17 protein-coding genes and 1 tRNA gene are annotated in these 24,449 nt (G+C 69.4%); 8 read left to right on the top strand and 10 right to left on the bottom strand.

Annotation, left to right across the window (positions count from 1 at the left end; all coding sequences use genetic code 11):
* Nucleotides 1–508: 508 nt before the first annotated feature.
* Nucleotides 509–585, bottom strand: a tRNA-Met gene (locus B1818_RS16825).
* A gap of 218 nt (nucleotides 586–803) precedes the next feature.
* Here B1818_RS16825 and B1818_RS16820 point away from each other — a divergent pair.
* Nucleotides 804–1,088 (top strand): hypothetical protein, encoded by a 285-nt coding sequence (locus tag B1818_RS16820; RefSeq protein ID WP_058251883.1) that lies wholly within the window; start codon nucleotides 804–806, stop codon nucleotides 1,086–1,088.
* A gap of 43 nt (nucleotides 1,089–1,131) precedes the next feature.
* On the opposite strand, the gene B1818_RS16815 is transcribed toward B1818_RS16820, so the two are convergent.
* On the bottom strand, nucleotides 1,132–4,122 hold the full coding sequence (locus B1818_RS16815) for a UPF0182 family protein (RefSeq protein ID WP_078113376.1): 2,991 nt from the start codon (nucleotides 4,120–4,122) through the stop codon (nucleotides 1,132–1,134).
* A gap of 187 nt (nucleotides 4,123–4,309) precedes the next feature.
* Between B1818_RS16815 and B1818_RS16810 the strand changes: the two genes are divergently transcribed.
* A complete protein-coding gene (locus B1818_RS16810) occupies nucleotides 4,310–4,855 on the top strand; it encodes a PPA1309 family protein (protein ID WP_065631883.1) in 546 nt (181 codons plus the stop codon).
* A gap of 20 nt (nucleotides 4,856–4,875) precedes the next feature.
* Here B1818_RS16810 and B1818_RS16805 read toward each other — a convergent pair whose 3' ends face one another.
* Nucleotides 4,876–5,940: a PDZ domain-containing protein gene (locus tag B1818_RS16805; protein ID WP_176455941.1), complete on the bottom strand. Its 1,065-nt coding sequence runs from the start codon at nucleotides 5,938–5,940 to the stop codon at nucleotides 4,876–4,878.
* A gap of 123 nt (nucleotides 5,941–6,063) precedes the next feature.
* On the opposite strand from B1818_RS16805, the gene B1818_RS16800 reads away from it, so the two are divergent.
* The 3 genes from B1818_RS16800 (at nucleotide 6,064) to B1818_RS16790 (ending at nucleotide 9,898) form a co-directional block, all read left to right on the top strand.
* Nucleotides 6,064–7,536: a zinc-dependent metalloprotease gene (locus tag B1818_RS16800; protein ID WP_058251886.1), complete on the top strand. Its 1,473-nt coding sequence runs from the start codon at nucleotides 6,064–6,066 to the stop codon at nucleotides 7,534–7,536.
* An 88-nt stretch (nucleotides 7,537–7,624) separates the two neighbouring features.
* Nucleotides 7,625–8,566, top strand: coding sequence for a hypothetical protein (locus B1818_RS16795; RefSeq protein ID WP_139363038.1), 942 nt, complete (start codon nucleotides 7,625–7,627; stop codon nucleotides 8,564–8,566).
* Nucleotides 8,567–8,581: 15 nt separating this feature from the next.
* On the top strand, nucleotides 8,582–9,898 hold the full coding sequence (locus tag B1818_RS16790) for an AarF/ABC1/UbiB kinase family protein (protein WP_058251887.1): 1,317 nt from the start codon (nucleotides 8,582–8,584) through the stop codon (nucleotides 9,896–9,898).
* Nucleotides 9,899–9,961: 63 nt separating this feature from the next.
* Here the strand turns inward: B1818_RS16790 and B1818_RS16785 are convergent, their stop codons facing one another.
* Both B1818_RS16785 and B1818_RS16775 read right to left on the bottom strand, forming a co-directional pair.
* The gene (locus tag B1818_RS16785) at nucleotides 9,962–10,252 is read right to left on the bottom strand and encodes a WhiB family transcriptional regulator (RefSeq protein WP_058251888.1); all 291 of its coding nucleotides are present in this window, start codon (nucleotides 10,250–10,252) and stop codon (nucleotides 9,962–9,964) included.
* Between the two features lie 610 nt (nucleotides 10,253–10,862).
* Entirely contained in the window at nucleotides 10,863–13,010 is a 2,148-nt protein-coding gene (locus B1818_RS16775) for an ATP-dependent helicase (protein WP_078113374.1), read from the bottom strand.
* A gap of 81 nt (nucleotides 13,011–13,091) precedes the next feature.
* On the opposite strand from B1818_RS16775, the gene B1818_RS16770 reads away from it, so the two are divergent.
* Nucleotides 13,092–13,376 (top strand): mycoredoxin, encoded by a 285-nt coding sequence (locus tag B1818_RS16770; protein ID WP_058251890.1) that lies wholly within the window; start codon nucleotides 13,092–13,094, stop codon nucleotides 13,374–13,376.
* Nucleotides 13,377–13,418: 42 nt separating this feature from the next.
* On the opposite strand, the gene nudC is transcribed toward B1818_RS16770, so the two are convergent.
* The 4 genes from nudC to B1818_RS16750 form a co-directional block, all read right to left on the bottom strand.
* Nucleotides 13,419–14,354 carry an NAD(+) diphosphatase gene (nudC, locus tag B1818_RS16765; RefSeq protein ID WP_078113373.1) on the bottom strand — a complete coding sequence of 312 codons (936 nt, stop codon included), beginning with the start codon at nucleotides 14,352–14,354 and terminating at the stop codon, nucleotides 13,419–13,421.
* Nucleotides 14,355–14,385: 31 nt separating this feature from the next.
* On the bottom strand, nucleotides 14,386–15,456 hold the full coding sequence (locus B1818_RS16760; protein ID WP_058252009.1) for a TrkA family potassium uptake protein: 1,071 nt from the start codon (nucleotides 15,454–15,456) through the stop codon (nucleotides 14,386–14,388).
* 102 nt (nucleotides 15,457–15,558) lie between these two features.
* Entirely contained in the window at nucleotides 15,559–18,963 is a 3,405-nt protein-coding gene (locus B1818_RS16755; protein WP_078113372.1) for an ATP-dependent helicase, read from the bottom strand.
* Nucleotides 18,956–22,393, bottom strand: coding sequence for an ATP-dependent DNA helicase (locus tag B1818_RS16750; protein ID WP_078113371.1), 3,438 nt, complete (start codon nucleotides 22,391–22,393; stop codon nucleotides 18,956–18,958). Before B1818_RS16750 ends, B1818_RS16755 begins: the two co-directional genes overlap by 8 nt.
* A gap of 108 nt (nucleotides 22,394–22,501) precedes the next feature.
* Here B1818_RS16750 and B1818_RS16745 point away from each other — a divergent pair, with 108 nt between their 5' ends.
* The gene (locus tag B1818_RS16745) at nucleotides 22,502–23,278 is read left to right on the top strand and encodes an alpha/beta fold hydrolase (RefSeq protein WP_078113370.1); all 777 of its coding nucleotides are present in this window, start codon (nucleotides 22,502–22,504) and stop codon (nucleotides 23,276–23,278) included.
* 23 nt (nucleotides 23,279–23,301) lie between these two features.
* Nucleotides 23,302–23,604, top strand: a complete 303-nt coding sequence (locus B1818_RS16740) for an MGMT family protein (RefSeq protein WP_058251895.1) — start codon at nucleotides 23,302–23,304, stop codon at nucleotides 23,602–23,604.
* Nucleotides 23,605–23,691: 87 nt separating this feature from the next.
* Here B1818_RS16740 and B1818_RS16735 read toward each other — a convergent pair whose 3' ends face one another.
* Complete coding sequence (locus tag B1818_RS16735) at nucleotides 23,692–24,435, bottom strand: sirohydrochlorin chelatase (RefSeq protein ID WP_055475542.1); 744 nt, start codon at nucleotides 24,433–24,435, stop codon at nucleotides 23,692–23,694.
* Between the last annotated feature and the right edge of the window lie 14 nt (nucleotides 24,436–24,449).

The raw sequence follows: 24,449 nt of genomic DNA, 5'->3' as shown, positions 1-24,449 counted from the left end.
CCCGTCTCCGGGGCAACTCTTCCAGCCTACCAGACCCCACCCGCAGCCCGCAACCCCGAAGAATTCCGAACCACTGAAAGACCCAGCAACCCCAAACACTCTACCCGAGCCACAACGACTCAAGCCAAAACACTCAGGGGCGGCCAGCCAAGAAACCCGGTCTCCACTCCCCACCTCAGACCCTTCCAGGCCCTTCCGGGGCGGCGCCGTGGCTCGCTGACTCGACATAAGTTACGCACCGCCGTACCCGTCGTCAAATCGCCTGGTCAGAGTGGGTACAACGCTCGATGCGACGACCTGGGAGTGCAGATTTCGCAGACTGTTCGGTCGGCAAGCCGGCCGCGACGGTGCCACGGGGACCGACCAGAGCGGATGATCCGCCCGCCGATGCGGCCGCATCCGGGCCTGCCCGGTTGGGTTCCGGAAGCGTCGGGCTTGTCCCGCCTACGACAGGACCGCACATAGCAAGAACCCCCGCCCGGGCGTCCCGGGCGGGGGTTCTTGGTGTTGGTAGCGGGGACAGGATTTGAACCTGCGACCTCTGGGTTATGAGCCCAGCGAGCTACCGAGCTGCTCCACCCCGCGTTGGTGAACACAACGTTACACACCGGTTTGTCAGCGATGCAAATCGGTACTCCAACCCCACCCGACCTGGGGAAACACCAGTGACGGCGGTCACTCGCACCTCGATAACCCCAGGTGACGTGACGACCCGAACGGCCCGTCCGTCGCCGCGGTGCAATGTGATGCCAGTCACATCAGGCGTACACTCGGCTCACGAGACGCCCCGCCGAGGAGGAACCATGAACACCCACCGCTTCCACCACGAGAGCCACGGGAACCATCCGATGAGTTTCGTCGGGTTCGTCTTGGCACTGACCGGATTCGCCATGGCCGCGCTCTGGCTGGTCCACATGGCGGTCGGCAATGTCGGCCCGGCGATCATCTGCGGCCTGCTGATGGTCGCGGCTTTCACCACGGCGGTGTCGATCTTCTTCTCGCTGGGCCATCGGCACCACCACAGCCCGGTGCTCCCCGACAACACCCCCAACGAAACCGAGCGCTACCTGCGGAAATACCGCGGATAGCGGTATGACTCGCAGATAGCGCCCGGCCTGGGTCGTCGTTCGACTAGTTGGGAGCCGCCAGCGACTCGTAGCGGGCAACCGCCTGACTCAGCTGGTCGAGCGCCTCGCCGTATGCTGCGAAGTCGCCACTCTGCTGAGCCTGGCGTAGCGCCGTGATCGCGTCACTGATGGCGTTTGCCGCGTCGTCCCGCTCGGGCGAATCACCTTGCTGCGGAGGTTGATTCGGCGTCGGCGTGGCCGGTGCCGGCGTTCCGGCCTGGTCCGGCGCGGGCGGTGCCTGCTGATCTCCGGGGACCACTCCGGCAGCGGGCGTGATGCCGACCTGCCGCAGAGCCTCGCGGGTCGTGGGTGCATAACCGATCCCGGATACCCGGTCTGCCGATTCGAACCTCGTGATCACACGGAACAGACGGGGAAAGGCCTCTTCGCCCTGGGCCTGTGCGTACAACGGGACGACGTACAGGATGCCGTTGTCGCCCACCGGAAGCGTGAGGAGATTACCGAAGGTCACCGTCGCCGTGTTCTCGAGCGACTTCAGTGATTCCGCCACCGTTCGGTCGGTGCGCATCGGGTTGAACGCCTGCTGCGGACCGGACCGTTGGGAGTTGCTGGGCAACTGCTTGACCGTCATCTGACCGTAGTTCTCGGGATTCGACGACACGGTCACATAGGCGCCCAGGATCGGTCGGTTGAGTCGCGTCAGCACCGAGGTCAGCTGGAACGTCGGCTCACCGCTCTCCGGGTCCGAGGCCACGAAGTAGTACGGGGGCTGGTCCAGGCCGCGCTGCTCGGCGTCCGGGTCCGTCGGATCGGAGGGCACCGACCAGAAGTCGCTCGCCTGGAAGAACGTCTGAGGCGAATCGACGTGGTAGCGGGTCAGCAGCGACCGCTGGATCTTGAAGATGTCCTCGGGGTAGCGGACGTGATCCCGCAGGGAGGTCTGCGCGTCGAAGTCTGCGCGGGACTTGACCGTGTCGGGAAAGACCTCCATCCACGTCTTCAGCACCGGGTCATCGGTGTCGAACTGATACAGCTCGACCTCGCCGGTGTAGGCATCGACGGTCGCCTTCACCGAGTTGCGCACGTAGGACACGGTCTTGTTGATCTGCGTCCGACCGGTCTGCCCCGGGTTGAGGTCCTGGGCGTCGGCGGTCGCGCTCTGCAACGACGTGGGCTGCGAGTACGGGTAGTCGTCTAGGGTGGTGTAACCGTCGACGATCCACTTGATCGAGCCGTCCTCCATCACCGCGGGGTACGTCTTCGAATCGACCGTCAGCCACGGTGCGACCTGTTTGACGCGGTCCCGGGGATCGCGGTTGTAGATGATCTTCGATGCCGAGTTGATCTCGCCCGACAGCAGGAAGTTCCGCTCGGCGTACTTGCCGGCATAGAGGACTCGGGAGAACCAGTTGCCGAGCGAGACTCCCGCCGGCCCCTGGTAGGTGTACTTGTCGTCCCCGATGTCGTGTTCCCGAGCCTGCCCGTCGTCGGAACCGACGATCGCGTAGTCCGGGTCGATCTTCGCGAGCAGTTCGCCGAAGTAGATCCGCGGCTGTGACACCTTGATCGGGGCGTCCCGCTTGTACTCCTCGGTCTGGTAGTTCGAGGTGTCGCTGACGTAGTAGAACGGATCGCCGCCACCGTCGACGTTGTTGACGTCCGTCGACTCCTTCACCCGGTTGGCCGGGGCGGCGACGAACCCGTCTCCGTGGGTGTACACCAGGTGCTTGTTCAGCCAGTTCTGCTGGTTCTCGAGATAGCGACTCGGATCGAGCTCGCGCACCGACACCACGAAGTCACGGAGCTCGCCGTCGATGCGATAGCGGTCGACCGCCAGCTGCGTCGGGAATCCGTAGAAGTTCTGCCGCTGCTGCTGCTGGATGAACGTCGGGGACACCACATTCGGGTCCAGGATCCGGACGTTCGACAGCGTCGGTTCATCGCTGTTCACCAGCGCCGGGTTTGCCGGTCCGGCGGTCCAGCCCGGCTGGGTGATGACCTTGTCCGGCCCGATCCCGTACGCCTCGCGGGTCGAGGTGATCGCGCGTTCTATGTACTCGGCTTCCTTCTGCGCGGCATTCGGCTTGACCGAGAACTGCTCCATCGTCAGCGGCCAGCCGACCCCGATGAGCAACGCGGAGAACAACATCAAGACGGTGGCCAGTGCCGGCACCCGCAGGTCGCGGAGCACGATACCGGCGAAGAACGCCACCGCACAGATGATCGCGATCGCCATCAGGATGAGCTTCGACGGCAGCACCGCGTTGATGTCGGTGTAACTCGCCCCCGGGAAGATCTCGGCCTTCCGCTGACTGGACAGCAGGGTGTACCGGTCGAGCCAATAGGCGGCCGCTTTCAGCAGTAGGAAGGTGCCCGCCAGCACCGCGAGCTGGATGCGTGCCGCGGTCGTGACCGAACCACCGCCTTGCCCCAGGCGGATACCTCCGAACAGGTAGTGCGTGACCAGGTTCGCCAGGAACGCCACCACGACCACGACGAACAGCAGGTTGAGCACGAAGCGGAAGAACGGCAGGTCGAAGGCGTAGAACCCGATGTCGAGATTGAACTGAGGGTCTGTCCGACCGAACGACTGACCATGCAGGAACATCTGGACGGTCGCCCAGGACCCTTGCGCGACCAGGCCGGCCAGGGCGCCGATGATCACCGCCGGGACGATGGCGAACCAGCGGACCTTGCCCATGATGGCCGTGCGGTACCGGGCGAGCGGATCGTTCGGACCCGCGGTCGGTACGAACACCGGGCGACTGCGGTACGCCAGGGAGACCGCCCCGAAGATGATGAGTCCGACGACGATCGTCGTGATCAGGAAGAGGATCACGCGCGTCCAGATCACCTTGGTGAAGACGCTCGAATACCCGACGTCGGAGAACCAGAGCCAGTCGGTCGCGAGACCGATCAGGCGTGGCCCGACGAGCAACAGCACCAGGACGGCCACGCCGAGCCCGATGATGATCTTGCTCCTGCGTGACAGTGTCGGCATTCCCGCCGGCCCTCGGACGCCCACCAGACCCACTCTCCAAAGCTCTCAATCCGGACACCACCCGCGCACACGTGCCTGCTGGGCGTGGTGCCCACTGTACTGGCACCACCCGGGTGACCAACTCACTCGGGGCGCCCGCTCAACGATCGCCACACGTCAGCGGTTCCCTGGCGGCGTCGCAGACTCGCGGTCGCACCGCGATCCGGGGCAGGATGAGCACGTGCCCGACCTCCCGACGACCCCACGCGCCTTCTCCACCGACGATCTCGGCAGCGCGTTGAACGAGATCATGGAACACCTCGACTCCCGTGGCTGGGGTCAGTCACCGTCCGTGTTCGCGCTGGCGCCGACCGCCCTCCTCCACGCACAGCTTCCCGAGGTGATCGCCGACGACGGTTCGGTGTTCACCCCGGTGGAGGAAGATGTCGACGACCTCGACGAGTTCCTCGCCTCGGCGGTCTGGCCAGAGGAGGTCGCCGGGGCGGCGGTGAGTATGGAGATCGTCATCGCCGATCCCGAAGACGACGACGACCGGACGCCCCGCTTCGAGGTCACCGACACCGGCGATCACCATCCGGGCGAGGAGGTTGCGCGGCTGGTGGTCGGGGTGCTGCGCACCGGCGCCGATCTCGCGCTGATGCGTCTTCGACCCGAACCCGACGGGGAACCCGAACTGCTGACCCACCCGCAACTGGCACTCGAACTGCGGGCCGCGCTGCGCGACACCTTCGCTCCCGATCTACCGGAGTCGTCCGACCGGGGCTGACGCGGCAGTCCTGGCAAGCCTCAGCAGCTCGGCGCCGGACGGCCCGCGCCGACCGCGTTCAGCGCGTCGACAGCGCCCTCGAGAGTGTCGACCTTCACCAGCTCCAATCCGTCCGGTCGCTCCGAGACCGCCTCGGCACAGTTGCGGGCGGGGACCAGGAAGACGGTCGCGCCGGCGTCGCGGGCGGCCCGGGTCTTGTGCGTGATCCCACCGATGGGACCGACAACCCCCTCGTCGGTGATCGTGCCGGTGCCCGCGATGAACTTGCCGGAGGTTAGCTCGCCGGGACTCAGCTGGTCGATGACCGCGAGTGCCAGCATCATCCCCGCCGACGGTCCCCCGATGTCCCCCACGTTGTAGGTGACCTCGAGGCGCGGATCGGCATCGACCACCTCCGGAACGACGCCCAGGTATCCGGCCTCGGAGTCGGCCGGATGCGTGCCGAGGGTCACCGACACGGTCTGCCGGGCACCGGCGCGGACGATCTCGATGGGCAGGACGGTCCCCGGCGGATTGTCGCCGACGACCTTCCGCAGATGCTCACCCGTTTCCACCGGCACGCCGCCGGCCGCCACGACCTCGTCGCCGGCGCGCAGCACGTCGACCGCGGGCCCGTCGGGTGCGACGCTCGCGATGCGCAAAGCGGTGGGACGATCGAGGTAACGGAGCGCGGCGACCGTCGCGTTCTCCTCGGACCCCGTCATCTGCTGCGCGTTCTCCTCCTGAACCTGCTCGGTGGTGCGGTCGGGCGGATAGACCTGGTCGCGCGGCGTCAGCGAGTAGGTGCCCGACACCCACATGCCCAGGGCGTCGAACAGCGAGATCCCGTCCCGCACCGAGACGGTGGTGAGGTTGAGGTGGCCGGTCGTCGGATCGGTCGGCGCACCGTCGATCTGCACGACCTTGCGCTCCACCACTGCCCCGTCGTCCTCCACCTTCGTCGTGCCGAGGGTGTTGAGGGTGGGTCCGGGCCCGAGCGCGGCGTAGGGCACCTGCACCTGCGTGCCGAGCACCAGCAACGCCAGCAGGACCACGGTGGAGACCGCGGCCGCGGCGATTCTCCGGAATCGGGGGCTCGAACTCATTCCGCACACGATAGTGCCCCGCAGCGACCACGAGTCGGCTGCGCCGGCGACCATGAGCCGGCTACGCGCAGGGCGAACAGTCGTCGCCGTTTGCGGGCCTCACCGGGCGGTACGGTGGAACCCATGAGTGATCTGCCCTTCGGCTTCTCGTCGTCCGGTGACGGCGATGACGACCGCGACAAGAACAGCGGTGACAAGAACAAGCCGGGCGACAATCCCGGTGGCAACCCGTTCGGCGGGGCCAACCCGTTCGGATTCGGGGGCGGGCAGGGGTTCGGCGGCGGTCCCGGCGGCGACTTCGACCCCTCGAAGTTCGATCCCAACATGATCGGCCAGATGTTCTCGCAACTGGGCAACATGTTCAGCGGTATGGGCGCGGGCATGGCGGGTGGCGGAAACGGTCCGGTGAACTACTCGGTCGCGACCAATCTCGCCCGCCAGCAGATCGGTTCGTTCACCCCGATCCTCGAGAAGGAGATCTCGGCCTCGGCCGACGCGGTCCGGCTCGCCGACGTCTGGCTCGACGACGCGACGAATTTCCCCAGCGGCGTCACCCAGACGGTGGCGTGGACACCGGTCCAATGGCTCGAGGAGTCGATGGACACGTGGAAGGGTTTGTGCGACCCGGTCGCCGAGCAGCTGGCCCGAACCTGGCAGGACAACCTCCCCGCCGAGGCGGCCCAGTTCGCCGGCCCGATGATCGGGATGCTGACCCAGATGAGCGGCATGGCGTTCGGCACCCAGCTCGGCCAGGGGCTCGGTCAGCTCGCCAAGGAGGTGCTGACGTCGACCGACGTCGGGCTGCCGCTGGCGCCCGAGGGGATCGCCGTCCTGCTCCCCGAGGCGATCGCCAAGTTCGCCGAGGGTCTGGAGCAGCCGGCGCAGGAGATCATCGTCTTCCTCGCCGCGCGCGAGGCCGCCCATGTGCGCCTGTTCACCCACGTCGGCTGGCTGCGTCAGCGGTTGCTGACCACCGTCGAGGAATACGCCCGCGGCATCAGTATCGATTTCAGCGGCATCACCGACGCCACCGCCGGGATCGACCCGACCCAATTGCTCTCCGACCCTTCGAAACTCGAGGAGATCATCAGTTCGTCGACGTCGTTCGAGCCGACCACGACACCTGAGCAGAAAGCGGCCCTCGGCCGTCTCGAGACCCTCCTCGCCCTGATCGAGGGCTGGGTGGAGCAGGTCGTGACCCGAGCGCTCGGCGACCGGATCCCGAGTACCGGGGCACTCACCGAGACCATGCGGCGTCGGCGCGCGTCGGGCGGGCCGGCCGAGCAGACATTCGCAACCCTCGTCGGTCTCGAGCTTCGGCCCCGCAAGGTCCGCGAGGCGTCGGAGCTGTGGCGCCGCGCGCTGGAGGCCACCGACGTCGCGACCAGGGACGGCGTGTGGGCACACCCTGATCTGCTGCCGGATGCCGACGACCTCGACAACCCTGCGGGTTTCATCGACCGGCTCCTGGGCGGCGACGACCTCGACGACCCGATCGCCCAGCTCGAGAAGACCATCGCCGAGGAGAAGGCGCGCGACGCCACCGACGAGTCCCGTAACGATGACGGCGGCGAATCGGCACGAGGCGGATCGTAGGAATCCACACCACCGGTGGAACACGCCATGCTGTGGATAACCTGCTCGCCGAGCGCCCGCGACGGCGTTCGGCTGGCAGAGTTGCCGCATGTCGCCAGCCCGGACGAGTTCCAGCGCCATCTCGGTGTCCCCCTGCGCTGTTCCGCCCGCGGTCCCGCGGCTGCTCCCGGGGACGCCCGTCATCGTCCAGCCGGGCAACTCGGTCCGCGTGGGCATCGATCCGGCCGACAGCCTGCTCCTCGACTTCGACGCCTCGGTGTCGGCGTATTCCGTCGCCGGGCTGCTTCGATCGTTGGAGGATCCGTGCACGGCGGACACCTTCGCTCGCCGCGCCCGACGGGCCGGCCTCCACGACGACGACCTCGATCTGGTCCTGAGCAGTCTGGTGTCGGCCGGCCGAGCGGTTGTCGACCGCCCGCCCACGGCCGCGGAGTTCCACATCCTGATCCATGGCCAGGGGCCGCTCAGCGAACAGCTGTCGAACTCGTTGCGCAGCATGGGTTTGTCAGCTCGACGGACGATGCGGCGGCTACCCGACGGGACGCTCGATGCCGTCGACACCGACCTGGTGATCCTGACCGACTTCGTCGTCCACGATCCGCGGGTGGTGTTCGCTCTGACCCGCGCCCGGATCCCCCACCTGCTGGTCCGGGTCCGCGACGGGGTGGGCATCGTCGGCCCGCTGGTGCTCCCCGGATTGTCGAGTTGCCTCATGTGCGCGGACCGTCACCGGTCCGACGCGGACCCGGACTGGCCGGCCCTGGCCGTCCAGCTGATCCGGACATCGGGTCAGGCGAGCCCGGCCGTGGTGGCGATGACCGCCGCGATGGCCCACTCGCAGATCGAGCAATTGGTGGAGGCCGTACGCGACCGGCCGCATGTGGAGCCGCGACCCGATCCGCAGCTGCTCGACCATGTGTTGGAGTTCCGAGATGACCCGACGCGGCTGGACATCAGACAATGGTCGCCGCACCCGGCCTGCGATTGTCGTCCCGCACCGGATCAGCAAGCCAGGTCGTCTATTGTGTGACGCGGAAAGGATGCTATGACCGACATCACCAAAGGACAGGGTCGCCGCAACGCGAAACTGGCCTCTCTTCCGATCGGTATGGCCGGGCGGGCTGCTGCCGGTTTCGGCAAGCGCATGGTCGGAAGGGACAAGGACGAGGTCAACCAGGAGCTCCTGGAGAAGTCCGCCGAACAACTGTTCGCCGTTCTCGGCGAACTCAAGGGCGGCGCCATGAAGGTCGGGCAGGCGCTCTCGATCATGGAAGCCGCGATCCCCGACGAGTTCGGCGAGCCGTTCCGCGAAGCGCTCACCAAGTTGCAGGCCGACGCCCCGCCCATGCCGGCCGCGAAGGTCCACAAGGTGCTCGACCAGCAGCTCGGCACCCGGTGGCGCGAGCGTTTCCGGGAATTCTCCGACGAGCCCGCGGCATCGGCGTCGATCGGACAAGTACACAAAGGAATTTGGTCGGACGGCCGTGAGGTCGCGGTCAAGGTCCAGTACCCCGGGGCCGACCACGCACTGAAGGCCGATCTGAAGACCCTGTCCCGCATGTCCGGACTCCTGCAGCGCCTGTCCCCCGGCACCGACGTCAAGGCGATGATGGACGAACTCATCGACCGGACCGAGGCCGAGCTCGATTACCTCGGCGAGGCCGACAATCAGCGCGCCTTCGCCAAGGCCTACGACGGCCATCCCGACTTCCTCATCCCCAAGGTCGTCGCGAGTGCACCCAAGGTCGTCGTCTCGGAGTGGGTCGACGGCGTCCCGCTGTCGAAGATCATCACCACCGGGGACCAGCAGACCCGCGACGACGCCGCCGCGAAAATGGCCGAATTCGAGGTCAGCTCGCCGTACCGGGTCGGACTCCTCCACGGCGATCCGCATCCGGGCAACTTCTTCCGGGCCACCGACGGGCGGTTCGGCGTACTCGACTTCGGTGCGGTCGGCCACTATCCGGAAGGCCTCCCGCCCGAGACCGGACCGATTCTCCGTCTGGCGCGGGACAAGAAGTACGACGAACTCAAAGAACTCATGATCTCCGCCGAGTTCATCCGCCCGTCCCACGCGAACAAGGTGACGAGTGCCGACCTCGAGGCCTACCTGCGTCCCTACGTCGATCCGCTCTACAGCGAGTCGTTCCACTTCACCCGGAAGTGGATGCAGCGGGCCGCGGGCAAGGCCACCGATGTTCGCGGCGAGGTGTACAAGACGTCACGAAACCTGAACGTGCCCAAGCGTTTCGTGATGGTCTTCCGCGTGCTCGGGGGCTGCGTCGGCATCGCCTCGCAGCTCGAGGCGCATGCCCCGTACCGGGCCATCATGGAGGAGTGGGTCCCCGGCCTGGGCGACTGACCCCACCCCGCAGACACGACACCGACGCCGCGAGCATTTCTGCTCGCGGCGTCGGTTTTGTTGTCATGCAACGTTCTTACGCGGGCGACCGCGGGGACGCTTGCGCGCGATGACGGCTCCGCGCTCGAAGATCTCGCCTCCCCAGACCCCCCAGGGCTCGGATCGATCGAGTGCGGCCTGCAGGCACTGGGCCCGCAACGGGCATTCGGCGCACATGGCCTTGGCACGCTCGAGGTCACGGGGGTCTTCGGCGAACCACAGATCTGCGTCGGCGACCTGGCAGGGCAGGTCGAGCCGGGCGGTCGCTGCGCGGTCCGCCGACATACAGGACTCGAGGACGCATTCGACAGTCATTGGTTTCTCCACATCTGCTCGTTTGGGGTGTTGAACCCGAGTCCTCGATGTGGCTCTGTGTCCGAGACCCCTGGATCGGGGTGGAGATTCGGTGACAGAAAAAGAGGGCCACGGGTGTCGCCTCTGCGATTCGCCCGTGGCCCGGAATGTCTCGGAGATCTAACTCCGGGAACTTCGGAACAGAACGGGGAACCGACGCGGCGCGGGTGCTACTGCTGCTGCGGGCGGTGCGATTCGCGCGACGCGCGCTTCGGCTGCCGGGTGCAGAGCCGCCGGCGGAACGGCGACCGGGCGTGCAAAGCTCGTGCACGCTCGGGCGACCGGCATCCAGGAGCGGGTGCGACCGGTACTCGCGATGGCGGGCTGATTCGGCTTCAGCGCATGCAATTTCGGCGCATACGTGTCGGCTGCTCTCAGGTTCGCCGCAGACTGGCAGATGCCGGCCTGGCTCACGGTGATTCCGTTCACTGATCCACTCCCTTCTGGTCTCGTGGCTTTCCGCGTTCGTGTCGGTCGTCGGTGACTGTGGCGGGCCGGTGTGACGGACGCACGCAACCCATCCCCGTACTGACGGGACTCAGAGTAGACGCTGGGCCGAAACCCGCACAACCTATTTTTGACCTGCGGTTTTGACGAGTTCGATGATGTCGGCGCCGTACTCGTCGACCTTCTTCGCCCCGATTCCCGAGATCGCCACCAGCGCAGCGGTATCGGTCGGTCGTTGCTCGGCGATCGCGGTGAGCGTCTTGTCGGAGAAGACGACGAAGGCCGGCACCTTTTTCTCCTGGGCCCGCTCGCGACGCCACTCCTTGAGCGAGACCAGCAGTCCTTCGTCCAGATCCGACGGGCACCCGGCGCAGCGACCGAGCAGCGTCGCGGTCGAATCCATCAACCGGGAACCGCAGACCCGGCAGGTCGGTCCGCGGCGGGGCGCGCGCTCCTTCGCGATCGGCGACGCGGGTGAGTCGTCGGGCACGAGGTCGGCGAGGAACCGCGAGCGACGCCGGGCACGGCCGCCCTCGTTGCGGGCCAGGGCCCACGACAGGTGCAGGTGCTCGCGGGCACGCGTCACTCCGACATAGAAAAGTCGCCGCTCTTCCTCGACCTCTTCCCAGGACCCCTTGATCGCCTGGCTGATGGGCAGCGACCCGTCGGTGAGTCCGACGAGGAACACCGCATCCCACTCGAGTCCCTTGGCCGCATGCAGCGACGACAGCGTCACGCCCTGCACCGTCGGGGGATGGCGCGCCTCGGCGCGGGCGGCGAGTTCTGCCGACAGCTGCGGCAGCGTCAGTTCCGGGTTCTCGGCGACCATGTCCTCGGTCAGCTGAACCAGCGCTTTCAGTGATTCCCACCGGCTACGCGCCTGCGCACCGGACGGCTGCTCCTCGCTGAGACCCAGCTCGCCCAGCACCGCGCGTACGACGTCGAGGAGCTCCACGTCGGGTCTGACCTCGCGGCCAGCGACCGTCGCGAGCTGCCGCATGGCCTGCCGGACCTCGGTGCGCGCGAAGAACGCCTCGCCGCCGCGCACCTGGTACGGGATGCCCACCTCGGTCAGGGCCTGCTCGTAGTTCTCGGACTGTGCGTTGACGCGGTACAGGATCGCGATCTCGGCGGGCGCGACCCCCGATCTGATGAGGTGTTTGATCTCGATGGCGATCGCCGTCGCGGCGGCGGGCTCGTCGTCGTACTCGGCGAACTGCGGCGCCGGCCCGGGCGGGCGCTGTCCGATGAGCTGCAGGCGGGTTCCCGCGATGCGCCCCCGGGCGGCGCCGATGACGCGGTTCGCCAGATCGACGACCTGCGGGGTGGACCGGTAGTCGCGCTCGAGACGGACGACCGTGGCCTCCGGGAACCGGCGACTGAAATCCAAGAGATGGTTCGGCGAGGCACCGGTGAACGTGTAGATCGTCTGGTTGGCGTCACCGACGACCGTCAGGTCGTCGCGTTCCCCGAGCCAGGCGTCCAGCAGACCCTGCTGCACCGGCGTCACGTCCTGGTACTCGTCGACGACGAAACACCGGTACCGCGAACGGAATTCGTCCGCGGCGCCCGGTTCGACGGTGAGGATCTGGGTCATGTAGATGAGCATGTCGTCGAAATCGAGCAACCGGTCCCCGTCGGGCGAGACCTTGGCGTCCTCGTAGTGCCCGTACACGGCCGCGACCTTCGGCGGCGGTGCCGGGGACTCGCGGCCGAGCCGGCCGACCGCCTCGACGTAGTTCTCCGGTGAGATCAGCGAGGCCTTGGCCCACTCGATCTCCGACGACAGGTCTCGCAGCGTGTCGGTCGAGGTGTCGAGGCCGGAGCGGCGAGCCGCCCGCGAGATGAGCGGGAACTTGTTGTCCAGGAGCTCCCACCGGGCGTCACCGAAGGCACGCGGCCAGAAGTACCGCAGCTGACGCATGGCGGCCGCGTGGAAGGTCTGGGCCGCGACGCTGCCCCCCGTACCGCCGACACCGAGACTGCGCAGGCGGGTGCGCATCTCGCCGGCGGCGCGGGCGGTGAAGGTGACCGCCAGGACCTGGCCGGGATTGACCTGGCCGGTGTCGACGAGGTGGGCGATGCGCCTGGTGATGGTCCGGGTCTTGCCCGTGCCCGCCCCGGCCAGCACGCACACCGGTCCGCGCGGCGCCAGGACTGCGGCGCTCTGCTCGGGGTCGAGTCCCTCGACCGCGCCGCCACTCGCCGACACCGCGGCACGACGCGGGGACTCGGGTTTCGCGGCAGAAGTCGGGTGAGGCACGGCGTCCACTATGTCACCAACCACCGACGCCGCCGGCAGGCGAACAACGCGGACGGGAACAGCAGGCCCGGACATGGTGTTATGGGACCCATGAGCAACGTGATCGACGACGAGGCCGGCGCCCGCACCTCCGACTCCGGTGAGCTGACCATGTACACCACGTCGTGGTGCGGCTTCTGCGCGCGCCTCAAGCGCGGCCTCAAGAGCAGCGGTATCAGCTGGCAGGAGATCGACATCGAGCTGAACCCGGACGCCGCCGAGTTCGTGGGCAGCGTGAACGGCGGCAACCATGTCGTCCCGACAGTCCTCTACGCCGACGGCACCACCGCCACCAACCCGTCGATCGCCGACGTGAAGGCGAAGCTGGGCGTCTGAGTCCGGTCGGCCGGCGATGAGTCCAGCGAGACGGCGGCCGGTCTATCCGGCCGCCCAGGCCTCGATCATCGAACGAGCGATGGAGATCGATCCGGGGAGGCGCAGACGGTCGGCGTCGTCGGAACCCGGCGCCTCGGCGCGGGACCAGCCGTCGCCCCGGGCCAGCGCCGCCCGGACCTCGTCGCGATGGAACCACTGCGCATCGCCGATCTCGCCGTCGAGGAACGCCAACTCGTCGGCCGGGTCGCCGAGTGCGGCGAATCCCAGCATCAGCGACCGCGGGAACGGCCACGGCTGACTGCCGAGGTAGCGCGGTTCCCGCACCACGATCCCGACCTCTTCGTACACCTCGCGCAGGACGCACTGTTCGAGCGACTCCCCCGGCTCGACGAAGCCGGCCAGCGTCGAATACCAACCCTGCGGCCACACCGACTGGCGGCCGAGCAGGATGCGATCGGCACCGTCGTGGACGACGGTGATGATCGCCGGGTCGGTCCGCGGGAACTCGTCGCGACCGGAATCCACACTGCGCCGGACCCACCCACCGCGGGCCGGCCGGGTGACGGAACCGTCGACCGGTGAATGACTCGCGGTCGCATGCCAGTTCAGGATTCCCAGGGCGGTCGCGAGGAGCCCCGCCTCGTCGGCGGACAGTCGCGTCGCACCGCGCCGGGCGTCATCGGTCGGCCCGTCGATGTGGTCCACCCGGCGCGTCCACAGGTCGGCTCCACCGGCGCCGCCCGACCCGTAGAAGCCGAGGATCACCGCATCCCCCGGCGGCGCCTTGGCCACGGTCGGAGCCGCAACCCAGTGCAGCGCACCGGAATCGGTGACCGGGTAGCGGCCGGCCGCGTCGATCAACAGCACCTTGGCCGTCGGCCAGCCGGCGGCCATCCGCTCGGCGTCGTCGCGGATCGCGTCCGCCCGGTCGAACACCGCCCGCGACAGCAGCGGCGGCTGGGGCATGTCGAAATGCACGGTGACACGGCCTTTCTCGATGACGGAACGATCAGTCGTCGTTGGGGTTGGTGCGGACGTACAGCAGCCGGTCACCGACTTCGATCTGTTCGACCTCGCTGTCGTCGACGCGGTGCAGCACACCGTTCCGCACAACACCCAGGACGATGTCGCGGGTGTGGGCGGGCGATCCGCCGGTCTCGGTCGGGTCGACCTCGCGTTCGGCGATGGCATAGCCGGCGTCCGGGGTGAGGAGGTCCTCGATCACCTCGACCACCGACGGGGTCATCGTCGCGATCCCGAGGAGGCGGCCGGCGGTCTCCGACGACACCACCACCGAGTTGGCGCCGGACTGGCGCATCAGGTGGGTGTTCTCCGACTCCCGGATCGACGCGACGATCTTCGCCCGCGGATTGAGTTCGCGGGCGGTGAGCGTGGCGAGGACCGCGGTGTCGTCGCGGCTGGTGGCGACGACGATGCTGGCGGCGTGCGCGACACCGGCGAGGCGGAGCACATCCGACTTGGTGGCGTCGCCGCGCACGGTGACCAGCCCGTCGGAGGCGGCCGCCTCGAGCACGGTGGCGTCCGCGTCGACGACGACGATCTCGGAGGGCTTGATGCCGTCCCCCCGCATGGCGTCCACCGCGGTGCGGCCCTTGGTGCCGTAGCCGATGACCACGGTGTGATTGCGCACGGTATTCCTCCAACGCTGGATCTTGAGCGCCTGGCGCGACCGTTCGGTGAGCACCTCGAGGGTGGTACCGATCAGCACGATCAGGAACAGCACGCGCAACGGCGTGATGATGACGAGGTTGATGAAACGGGCGAACGGGGTGATCGGTGTGATGTCGCCGTAGCCGGTCGTGGAAAGGGTCACCGCGGAGTAGTAGAGCGCGTCCAGGTACGACAACTCGTTGTCCTGGGCATCGCGATAGCCGGCGCGATCCAGCCAGACCACGACCGAGGTGAACAGCAGGGCCAGGGTCGCCCAGAAGACGCGCCGACCGATCGCCCGGCTCGGGCTCTGCTGGAGTTCGGGGATGCGGACGACGCCGACCAGTGCGTGGTCGGGCCGGTTGGCCAGCTCGGTACCGCCGAAGCGTCGGCGCAGACGGTTAGCCACCGGCACGCACGCGCACGTCGAGTTCGCTCACACGCTGCAATGTAGCCCACCTCGGGGCATCACAAGGCATGTGGCGGGAGCTGTCCCGGGGCACCGGCGCGCTCAGCGGGCCAGCTTCGCGGCGAGGGTCGCCTCGTCGGGCAGGTCGTCGGCCTCCAGGGTGTGCCCGTCGCGCACATAGTGGAACGCGGCGCGGACCTTGATCGGCTCCACCCCGGCCAGCTGCGCCCACGCCAGGCGGTACGCGGCCAGCTGGATGAAGAGTGATTCCCGGCGGGCGGGTTCGGGGATCACACCGGTCTTCCAGTCCACGACCGTCCACGAACCGTCCTTCTCGGCGAAGACCGCGTCGATCCGTCCGCGCACGACGATCCCGCCGATGACGGTCTCGAAGGGCACCTCCACCTCGGTCGGGCTGCGATTCGCCCACGGCGAGGAGAGGAACGCGGCCCGCAGTTCCTCGAGATCGGCGTCCGGGCTCGCGGTCGCGTCGGCGGCGCCGGGCAGTTCGTCGATGTCGAGGAGTCGTGTCGCCCCGAACCAGCGTTCCACCCAGGCGTGGAACGCGGTGCCGCGCCGGGCCATCGGGTTGGGCCGGAACGGGGTGGGCCGGCGGAGCCGGCGAGCGAACTCGGCCTCGTCGGCGTCGAGTTCGACCAGCTGGCTGACGGACAGATGGGTCGGCAACGACACCTCGACGAGCGCCTGGTTGGCCTGATGGTGCTCGGCGAGCAGGGCCGACACCTCGGCCTCCCACGCCCCGATCTCGTCCGCGGGGTCGGCCGGTGGCGTTGCGGGGGTCTCGGCATCGGCGGGGCCGGACTGGGCAGCAGGTGTGTCGAACAGCGCGGGCGCCGCGCGGCCGGCGATGGCGTCGGCGACCAGATCGGCCGCCCGCTGTACCGAGTCGCGGCGGCCGGCGAGCGGATCACGCGGCCACGGCGCCGCGATCGCACGTTCGGCCAACGGATTCGGGCTGTCCGGTTCGGGCGGTGGCGTCCGCACCGCGATCGACAGACCGGTCGAGTCGACGCTCGGGTCGGCGATCGCCTCATCGATGCCGGTCATCAACTCGTCGAAGAATTCCGAACCGCCGCGGGGTTTGTCGCCGGTCTCCGACCAGTGGTGCGCCGAGATCAGCAGGTCGTGCCGGGCGCGGGTGAGCGCCACATAGAGCAGCCGGCGATCCTCCTCGAGTCGCCGTTCGCCGATCGCGGCCTTGTGGTCGGTCAGGGCGTCCTCGAGCTGCTTGCGGTCGGCGACGGTGTCGATCTTCAGGATCGGGAACCCCTCCGGCGCACCGTCGGCCGCCTCGGCCGGGATGGCCAGATCGCCGCGCAGGTCCGCCGGGAGTTCGCGCGCACTGCCCAGCCACGTGGTGTCGGCCTTGGCGCTGGGGAAGATCCCCTTCGCCAGGTGCGGGATCGCGACGACATCCCATTCCAGGCCCTTGGCCGCATGCACGGTGAGGATCTGCACCCGCTGTTCGGCCACCTCGATGCGGCCCGGTTCGAGACCCTTCTCGATCGTCTCGGCAGCATCCAGAAAGGCCAGCAGCCCGGGCAGATTCGCTCCCGGGCGATCGGCGTAATGACTGACGTAGTCGGCGAAGGCGTCGAGGTGTTCGCGGCCGGTGATCGCACCCCGCATGCGGCGCGCCCGGATCTGCGCCTCGACGCCGACCCCGATCGTGTTCTCGACGTCGGCGACGAGTTCGGGCAGCGGTTGTCCGATGCGACGGCGCAGTGACTCCAACTGCGCACCGAACGCCCGGATGCGGGCGTAACCCTCGGGGCTGTAGTCGGTGGGTTCGCCCGGGTCGACGACGGCGTCGGCGATGCCCGCCCGGTCGACGATCTCGGTGGGCAGCACCGCATCGAGTGCGGCGTCGAGCGCTTCCCTGCTGGTGACCACCCCGCCCGCCTCGGCGAAGCTCTCCGCCGCCAGGTTGGTGGCCCGACGCCACAGCGCGGCGAGGTCCTTGGCGCCGAGCCGCCAGCGGGCCCCGGTGAGCAGACGCATGACCGCGGTCCCGGCCATCGGGTCGGCCATCACGCGCAGGGTCGCGACGATGTCCTCGATCTCCGGGACGTGCAGCAGCCCGCCGATGCCGACCACCTCGGTGGGGATGCCCCGACTCTCGAGCTCGGCGGCCAGCGGAGCCGAATCCTCGTTGCGGCGCACCAGGATCGCAGTCGTCGGCGGCGCGACGTCCGCGGCCTCGGCTGCCCGGTATCGTTCCTCGATGGCGTCGGCGATCCAGTTCCGTTCGTCCAGAACCGTTTCGGTCAGAGCGATCGACGCCGTTCCGTGCGGGGCATCGGGACGCGGCCGGAGCACACTGACCGGGATACCGCGGCGTCGGAGCTCCGCGGAGATCTGATTCGCCAGCCGCAACCCCTGGGCCGAGTTGCGCCAGCTGGTGAGCAGTTCGAGGCGCCGGGCCGGGGTCCCGTCGGGTCGTGGGAAGTCGCGCGCGAACCGCGGCAGGTTGGCCGCCGAGGCGCCACGCCACCCGTAGATGGACTGGATGGGGTCGCCGACCGAGGTGACCGCGACCGGCGCACGGCCGTGCCCGCCGAACAGGGTCGACAGCAACACCCGTTGCGAGTGGCCGGTGTCCTGGTACTCGTCGAGGAGAACCGCGCGGAAGGCGGTGCGCTCGGCGGTCACGACCTCGGGATTGGACACCACCAGCCGTGCCGCCAGCGACATCTGGCTGCCGAAGTCGAGCGCGGACTGGGCGCGCATCGTCTCGCCCAGCGCGATGACCATCGGGATCAGCTCGCGACGTTCGTCGATGACCTCCTGGACCTTCAGCAGCGCCTGGGTCGGTTTGTCACGTTGCTTGGGGCCCTTCGGGAGGGTGTCGACGAGCTCGTACAGCGTCGAACCCGCCTGCGCGAGGTCGGCGATGTCGACGAGGTGCTCGGACATCTCGCCGTACAGCTTGAGCACCGCCTCGGTGACACTCGCCGGCACCTTTTTGGTGTTCAGTTCGCCCGGCCACGCGGAGACGAGGGAGAACGCGAGCTGCCAGAGCTCGGTCTCGGTGAGCAGCGTCGACGACGGTTCCACCGGCAGCAGCAGCCCGTAGTCGGCGATCAACCGGCCGGCGTAGGCGTGGTAGGTGCTCACCTCGGGGTCGGCGCCGCGCAGGCGGGCGGCCAACGCGCCGTCGGGATCCCAGTTCCGCAGCGCCGGCGACCCGGCAAGCATCGAGAGCCGACGCCGGATGCGGGCGCCGAGTTCGCTCGCGGCCTTGCGCGTGAACGTGAGCCCGAGGATCTCGTCGGGGGCCACGAGCTGGTTGGCCACCAGCCACACCACGCGCGAGGCCATCGTCTCGGTCTTGCCGGCTCCGGCCCCGGCGACGACGAGCATCGGCTCCATGGGTGCCTCGATCACCGCCACCTGCTCGGGCGTGGGGTCGGGCAGACCCAGCGCCGCGGCCAGTGACTTCGCCCCGACCATCGGCCGTTCGGTCCGATCCTGCAGGTCAGTCATCGGTCACCGCCTTCCCCGGGATCTGAGCCGGACAGCTGGTGGTGAGGTTGCAGTGCACACAGCCCGGGTTGGGCGTCGCGCTGTACGTCGGACCGATACTCGCCCGGGCCGCGCGACGCACCACCCCGATCCACTCGTCCAGCAACTCCGGCGTGAGCGGCGACTGAACACGCTCGGCCGCACCGGAATTGCGGTTCGCGGTCGACACGTAGACCAGTCGGGCGCCGCCCGGCGCGGCGTCGCCGAACTGGGGCACGCCGCCGTGCGCCAGCGCCACTTGATAGGCCGCCATCTGCGCGTGCTCGTCGGCGTCGGCCTTGGTGATGGGGTTCTTCGAGGTCTTCACGTCGACGACGACCGGCCGGCCGGCGCCATCGGTCTCGAGGCGGTCGACACGCCCGCGCAGACGGACCGCGGGCTCATCGGAATCCGGCCCCGAAGCCGCGGGAATGGTTGCGTCGATCGGCAATTCGACGCCCACCTCCTCGAGATCGGCACGCGAGATGCGCAGCCACTCCCGGAAGTGCCCGAGCATGCCCTCGGCGCGTTCGAGTTCGCGAGCCGAGTACCAGCCCGCCCCGGTGTCGACGCGTTCCCAGATGCCGCGCAGCGCCGCCGTCACCTCGGCCGGGTCGAGCTGGCCGGCGACCGCCTGGACGAGCGTGTGCACGAGACTGCCGGTCAGCGCGGGAGTGCCGTCGCCGTCGCGGCCGCCGTTGCGTTCGAGCACCCACCGCAGCGAACAGCGGGTCAGTGCATCGATATTCGACGGCGAGAGCGTCAGCGCCCCCGACTCCGGCGTCCACAGCGGATCGTCGGTGCTGGGTGCGGCGAGCCCGAACCAGTCGCGCGGGTGCGCACCCGGGATGTCGGAGTCGGCGAGCTCGGCCAGCAGACGCGCCGCGGCCTTCGTCCGGGGTGCATCGGGTTCATCGACGCCGGCGATCACCGCCGACCGCAGTGTCGCGACGAGGGACGGCAACGAGAGCACCCGGTCGACGCCTGGTTCGAGCCGTACCTCGGCGCGGGCCGAGTCGGCCGGATCGTCGGTGTCCCCCACCAGATCTGCGAGCTCGGTGATGAACCGCGACGGCGAGGCGTCCCCGCTGCCGTCCTCGACCGCGGTCACGAGCAGCCGGCTTCGCGCCCTGGTGCAGGCGACGAGGAAGAGCCGACGCTCGTCGGCGAGTGCCGTCGCCCCACGGGCGACGGTGTCCACGGCGTCGGCGGCCATGCCGTCGAGGAGGTCGACGAGTTGCCCGGTGGCGAGGACACCACCCCGGCTGCGCAGCGACGGCCACAGTCCGTCCTGGACCCCGGCGACGGCGACGACCTCCCATTCCCGCCCCACCGCGGCGTGCGCGGAGAGCACGGTCACCGACTCGGCTGCGGCGGTGGCTGTTCGGCTGTCGCGCGGGATCTGCAACTGGGACAGGTAGTGCACGAATCCGGCGGGCCCGGCCGCGGGCAGCGTGTCGGTGAAATCCGCGGCGGATTCGAACATCGCCATGACCGCGTCCAGGTCGCGGTCGGCCTGTTCACCGGCCGGGCCGCCGCGGACCGCCGATGCCGCCCACCGCCGCTCGAGTCCCGTGGCCTGCCACGCCGCCCACAGGGTCTCCTCGATCCCGCGGCGCGCGTCATGGACCCGCTGGGCCGCACCGACGACGTCCAGCACGCGGGCCAGCGGCGCCGCCTCGGTCTCGGTGAGCCGTCGGCGATAGCGCGCGCCGACCTCGGGGTCGACGACGGCGCGGGTCAGCGACGTGAGCGAATCCGGTTGTCCTGCTGGGTCATCGGCATCATCGAGACGCCGCACACCGCGTCGGAGACGGCGCATCGAGCCCGGGTCGGCGGCCCCGATCGGACCGGACAGCAACGTGAGCGTGTCCTCGGTGGTGAAGAGCTCGCTGGTGAACAGGTCGGTGGTGGTGGAGTCGGTGGTGTCGGGCAGGTCGGCATCTGCTCCCGCGGCCGCCCGCGCGGCGACGGCGCGCAGCACCAGCATCAGTCCGATGACGGCTCGTTGCCGATGCAGGGGGAGGTCGCTCGCGGGCGTCGTCAGGGGTACGCCCGCGGACCGGAAGGCGCGTCGGAGCGGCGGCAGGGCCAGTGACACCGACCGGACGACGACCGCCATCTGCGACCACGGGACCCCGTCGAACAGGTGCGCACGCCGCAGGAGGTCGGCGATGGCGGTGGCCTCTTTCGCGGCGGACCCGTACACGCGCACCGCGGCCGCGCCTCCCCCATCGGCCGCGCCCGGGTCGGCGTCGGCCGATTCCGTCACCGGGTCGGGATACGGGTGCGGGCGAGCGCCGGGCAGCCGGGCGGCGATCGCGCGCCCGAGGCGGGACAGCTCGGGCCGGGCGCGGTGATCGTGTTCCAGCAGGATGTCGAGGGGGCTGCCCGGTTCGGCCAGCCCGTCCGCGAATCGCGGACTCGCACCCCGGAATCCGAACACGGACTGGTCGGTGTCGGCGGCGATGATCGTCGAGAGGGTTCCGGTGCCGACCAGCGTGATGAGCTGCGCCGCCTGCGGGTCGAGATGCTGCGCGTCATCGACCAGCAGATGTCGGATACGACGACGCTCGCCGCTCAGCAGGTCGGGATCGGTGGCGAAAGCCGACAGGGCCGACCCGATCAATTCGGCCGCGTCGACCGCGGGCGCCGAGGCCCCCGGGGTCTCGAGCCCGACCGCCCCGCGCAGCAGCATGTTCTGCTCGTACTGCGCGTAGGCCCGGGCGGCCGCGGCCCACTCCGGCCGTTTGTGCGTACGCCCCAGCGCAGCAAGCTCTTCCGGACCCACCCCGCGTTCGGCGGCGCGCATCATCAGGTCGCGCAACGCCTGGGCGAACCCGTCGGTGCCCAGCGCGGGCCGTAGGTGGGCAGGCCAGTACCCGGCGCCGTCCTCGATGTCACCGGCGAGCAGTTCACGCAGGACGACGTCCTGTTCGGACCCCGTGATGAGGCGCGGCGGCGGATTGTTGTGGGCCTGCGCCTGTAAGCGGAGGATCGCGAAGGCGTAGGAGTGCACGGTCCGCACCAGCGGCTCGCGCAGCGCACCGCCGAGCACCCGGCGACCGCTCGAGCCCGCGGACAGGACGCGCCGGGTGATCTCCTCCCGGAGCGCGACGGCGGCGCGCCGGCTCGACGCCAGGACGAGGACCGACTCCGGGTCGGTGGCGGGATCGAGCAGGCGGGCGACCGCGGCGTCGACGATCAGCGCGGTCTTCCCGCTCCCGGGGCCGCCGTGCACCCGCACCGGGCGCCACGCCTGCTCCTCGTCCGCCGGCCGGGTCGTGGGCGGGTCGATCACCTGCGCCACCGACGGTGGCCAGTACCGGGGCCGGTCCGTCGGGTCGGGGGCCGCGACGAGTCGCGCACGCAGCGCGCTCCGCGGGGTCTGGGCACCCGGTTTCCGACTCATGCACCCATCGAATCACGGCCCACCGACGACCACGTCGGCCGTGCCCGCGACCTGTGTCCCCGCGACCTGTGTCAGAGTCCGCCGCGCGGCGTACGGCAGGATGGACGGGTGACAGCTCTCAACACGCATGTCTTCGGCAGCGGTCCTGCGGTTCTCGCGATCCACGGACTCACCGGGCACGGCCGCCGCTGGGCAGCGCTGACCGATCACCTCCCCGGCGTGCGCCTCGTCGCGCCGGATCTGATCGGTCACGGCCGGTCCCCGTGGCGACCGCCGTGGAGCATCGAGCACCAGGTGCGGGCGTTGTCCGCGGTGATCGACGAACACATCCCCGCCGATGAGCAGCCGGTGGTCGTCGTGGGTCACTCGTTCGGTGGCGCGCTGGCGTTGCACCTGGCCAACCGCCGCCCGGATGCGGTGAAGGGGCTGGTGCTGCTCGACCCCGCGCAGGGCCTCGACCCCGAATTCGCGCTCGACGTGGCCACCGACAGCCTCGACAACTGGGACTACGCGGATGCCGACACCGCCCGCGCCGCGAAACGTGCGGAGGGCTGGGCCGCCGTTCCCGACGAGCTCATGGAGGCCGAACTCGCCGAACACCTCGTCCCCCGGCCGCGCGGCCGGGTCGGTTGGCGGGTGAGCGCACCCGCCGCAGCGGCGTCGTGGAGCGAGATGGCAAGGCCCGCAGTGCTTCCGCCGCCAGGTGTGCCCACCCACGTGGTGGTCGCCGACCAGGTCCAGCCCCCGTTCGTGCGGCCGGCCTTCCTCGATGCGTGCGCGAGCGAGCGCGGCGACGAGGTCACCGTCCACCACGCCGACTGCGGCCACATGGTGCCGTTCCTCGAGCCCGGGCTCGCGGCCGCGCTGGTCCGATCGCTGCTGTAGCGACGACATCTGTCGAGGCGACGATGGCAGCCATCACCGAGGAGCAGGTCGAACGGGTCCGTGCACTCGTGTCGGCCATTCCGGCCGGCCAGGTGAGCACCTACGGCGACCTGGCCGCCGCGGCCGGGTTGTCCAGCCCGCGGATCGTCGGCTGGATCATGCGGACCGATTCGGCCGACCTGCCCTGGCACCGTGTGGTGCCCGCCGGCGGCCGGCCGGCGCCGCATCTCGCGACTCGTCAGCTGGAACGGCTACGGGCGGAGGGTGTTCCGATCACCGACGGGCGAATCCGACTGCGCGAGTGCCGGTGGGACCCCGCCACGTGACCGACCCGCAAACCCACCTGTTCTCGGCATACCCACCCCCTTGGAGGGTGCTGGATATGCCGACAAAGGGTGGGTTTGCAGGGCAGCTCAGACGTGGCGCGGGACCGGCACACGTCGGTACGGACTGATGGCCGCGCGCATCCGCGTGACGATCAGGTCGACGATCCTGGGGTCCGGCCCCAGGGGTGCGGCGACCGCGTCCGCGCCGTAGGTGCTCAGGCGCTGATGGAACAGGCCCGGGGCGAGGAGGTGGCTGGCGATCACGACCCGCCGTCCCGTGCGCCGGGCCCGCTCGACCGCCTCGGGCACCGTGGGGGTCGCGGTCGTGATGAACCCGACCTCGACCCGTCCGCCGATCAGCGATTCCAGCTGCCGGGCGGCCAGATGAACCTGCCCGCAGGCACTCTCGTCCGACGACCCGGCGGCGGCGAGCACGACCGCATCGCCCGGTTCCCAGCCCGCTTCGGCCAGACGGAGTCGGGCGACCGAGGCGATGGCCGGATCGGGACCCAGCGCCCGGGTGACTACGGTGTCTGCCCGGCCGGCGGCCGCGACGTGTTCGGGCAGGTCCTTGCGGACGTGGTAGCCCGAGGCGAGGAACGCGGGCACCAGCACCGCCGGACGCTCCAGGTCGGCGATGACCTCGCTCGGCGTCGGTCCGAGGACGTCGACGAATGCGGTGCGGGTGAGCCCGATGCGGGCGCTGACGGCTTCGGCGATCTCTGCGATCACGTTGACCCCGTGCGGGTTGCGGGTCCCGTGCGCGACCAGGACGGGGCTGTACCCCTGCAACCGGTCACCGTGCGGAAGCCGTACATGGTTGTCGTGCATGTTCTCGCTTCCTT

Source organism: Gordonia sp. IITR100, from assembly GCF_002009645.1.
Lineage (GTDB): Bacteria > Actinomycetota > Actinomycetes > Mycobacteriales > Mycobacteriaceae > Gordonia > Gordonia hongkongensis.
Note: the sequence above shows the minus strand (reverse complement) of the source record. Positions and strands in the feature narration are given on the sequence as shown.

Excerpts from the sequence above, each read along its gene's own strand:
- B1818_RS16820 (WP_058251883.1), top strand. The coding sequence starts at position 804 with ATGAACACCCACCGCTTCCACCACGAGAGCCACGGGAACCATCCGATG.
- B1818_RS16805 (WP_176455941.1), bottom strand. The coding sequence starts at position 5,940 with ATGAGTTCGAGCCCCCGATTCCGGAGAATCGCCGCGGCCGCGGTCTCC.
- B1818_RS16800 (WP_058251886.1), top strand. The coding sequence starts at position 6,064 with ATGAGTGATCTGCCCTTCGGCTTCTCGTCGTCCGGTGACGGCGATGAC.
- B1818_RS16795 (WP_139363038.1), top strand. The coding sequence starts at position 7,625 with ATGTCGCCAGCCCGGACGAGTTCCAGCGCCATCTCGGTGTCCCCCTGC.
- B1818_RS16790 (WP_058251887.1), top strand. The coding sequence starts at position 8,582 with ATGACCGACATCACCAAAGGACAGGGTCGCCGCAACGCGAAACTGGCC.
- B1818_RS16785 (WP_058251888.1), bottom strand. The coding sequence starts at position 10,252 with ATGACTGTCGAATGCGTCCTCGAGTCCTGTATGTCGGCGGACCGCGCA.
- B1818_RS16770 (WP_058251890.1), top strand. The coding sequence starts at position 13,092 with ATGAGCAACGTGATCGACGACGAGGCCGGCGCCCGCACCTCCGACTCC.
- B1818_RS16755 (WP_078113372.1), bottom strand. The coding sequence starts at position 18,963 with ATGACTGACCTGCAGGATCGGACCGAACGGCCGATGGTCGGGGCGAAG.
- B1818_RS16750 (WP_078113371.1), bottom strand. The coding sequence starts at position 22,393 with ATGAGTCGGAAACCGGGTGCCCAGACCCCGCGGAGCGCGCTGCGTGCG.
- B1818_RS16740 (WP_058251895.1), top strand. The coding sequence starts at position 23,302 with ATGGCAGCCATCACCGAGGAGCAGGTCGAACGGGTCCGTGCACTCGTG.
- B1818_RS16735 (WP_055475542.1), bottom strand. The coding sequence starts at position 24,435 with ATGCACGACAACCATGTACGGCTTCCGCACGGTGACCGGTTGCAGGGG.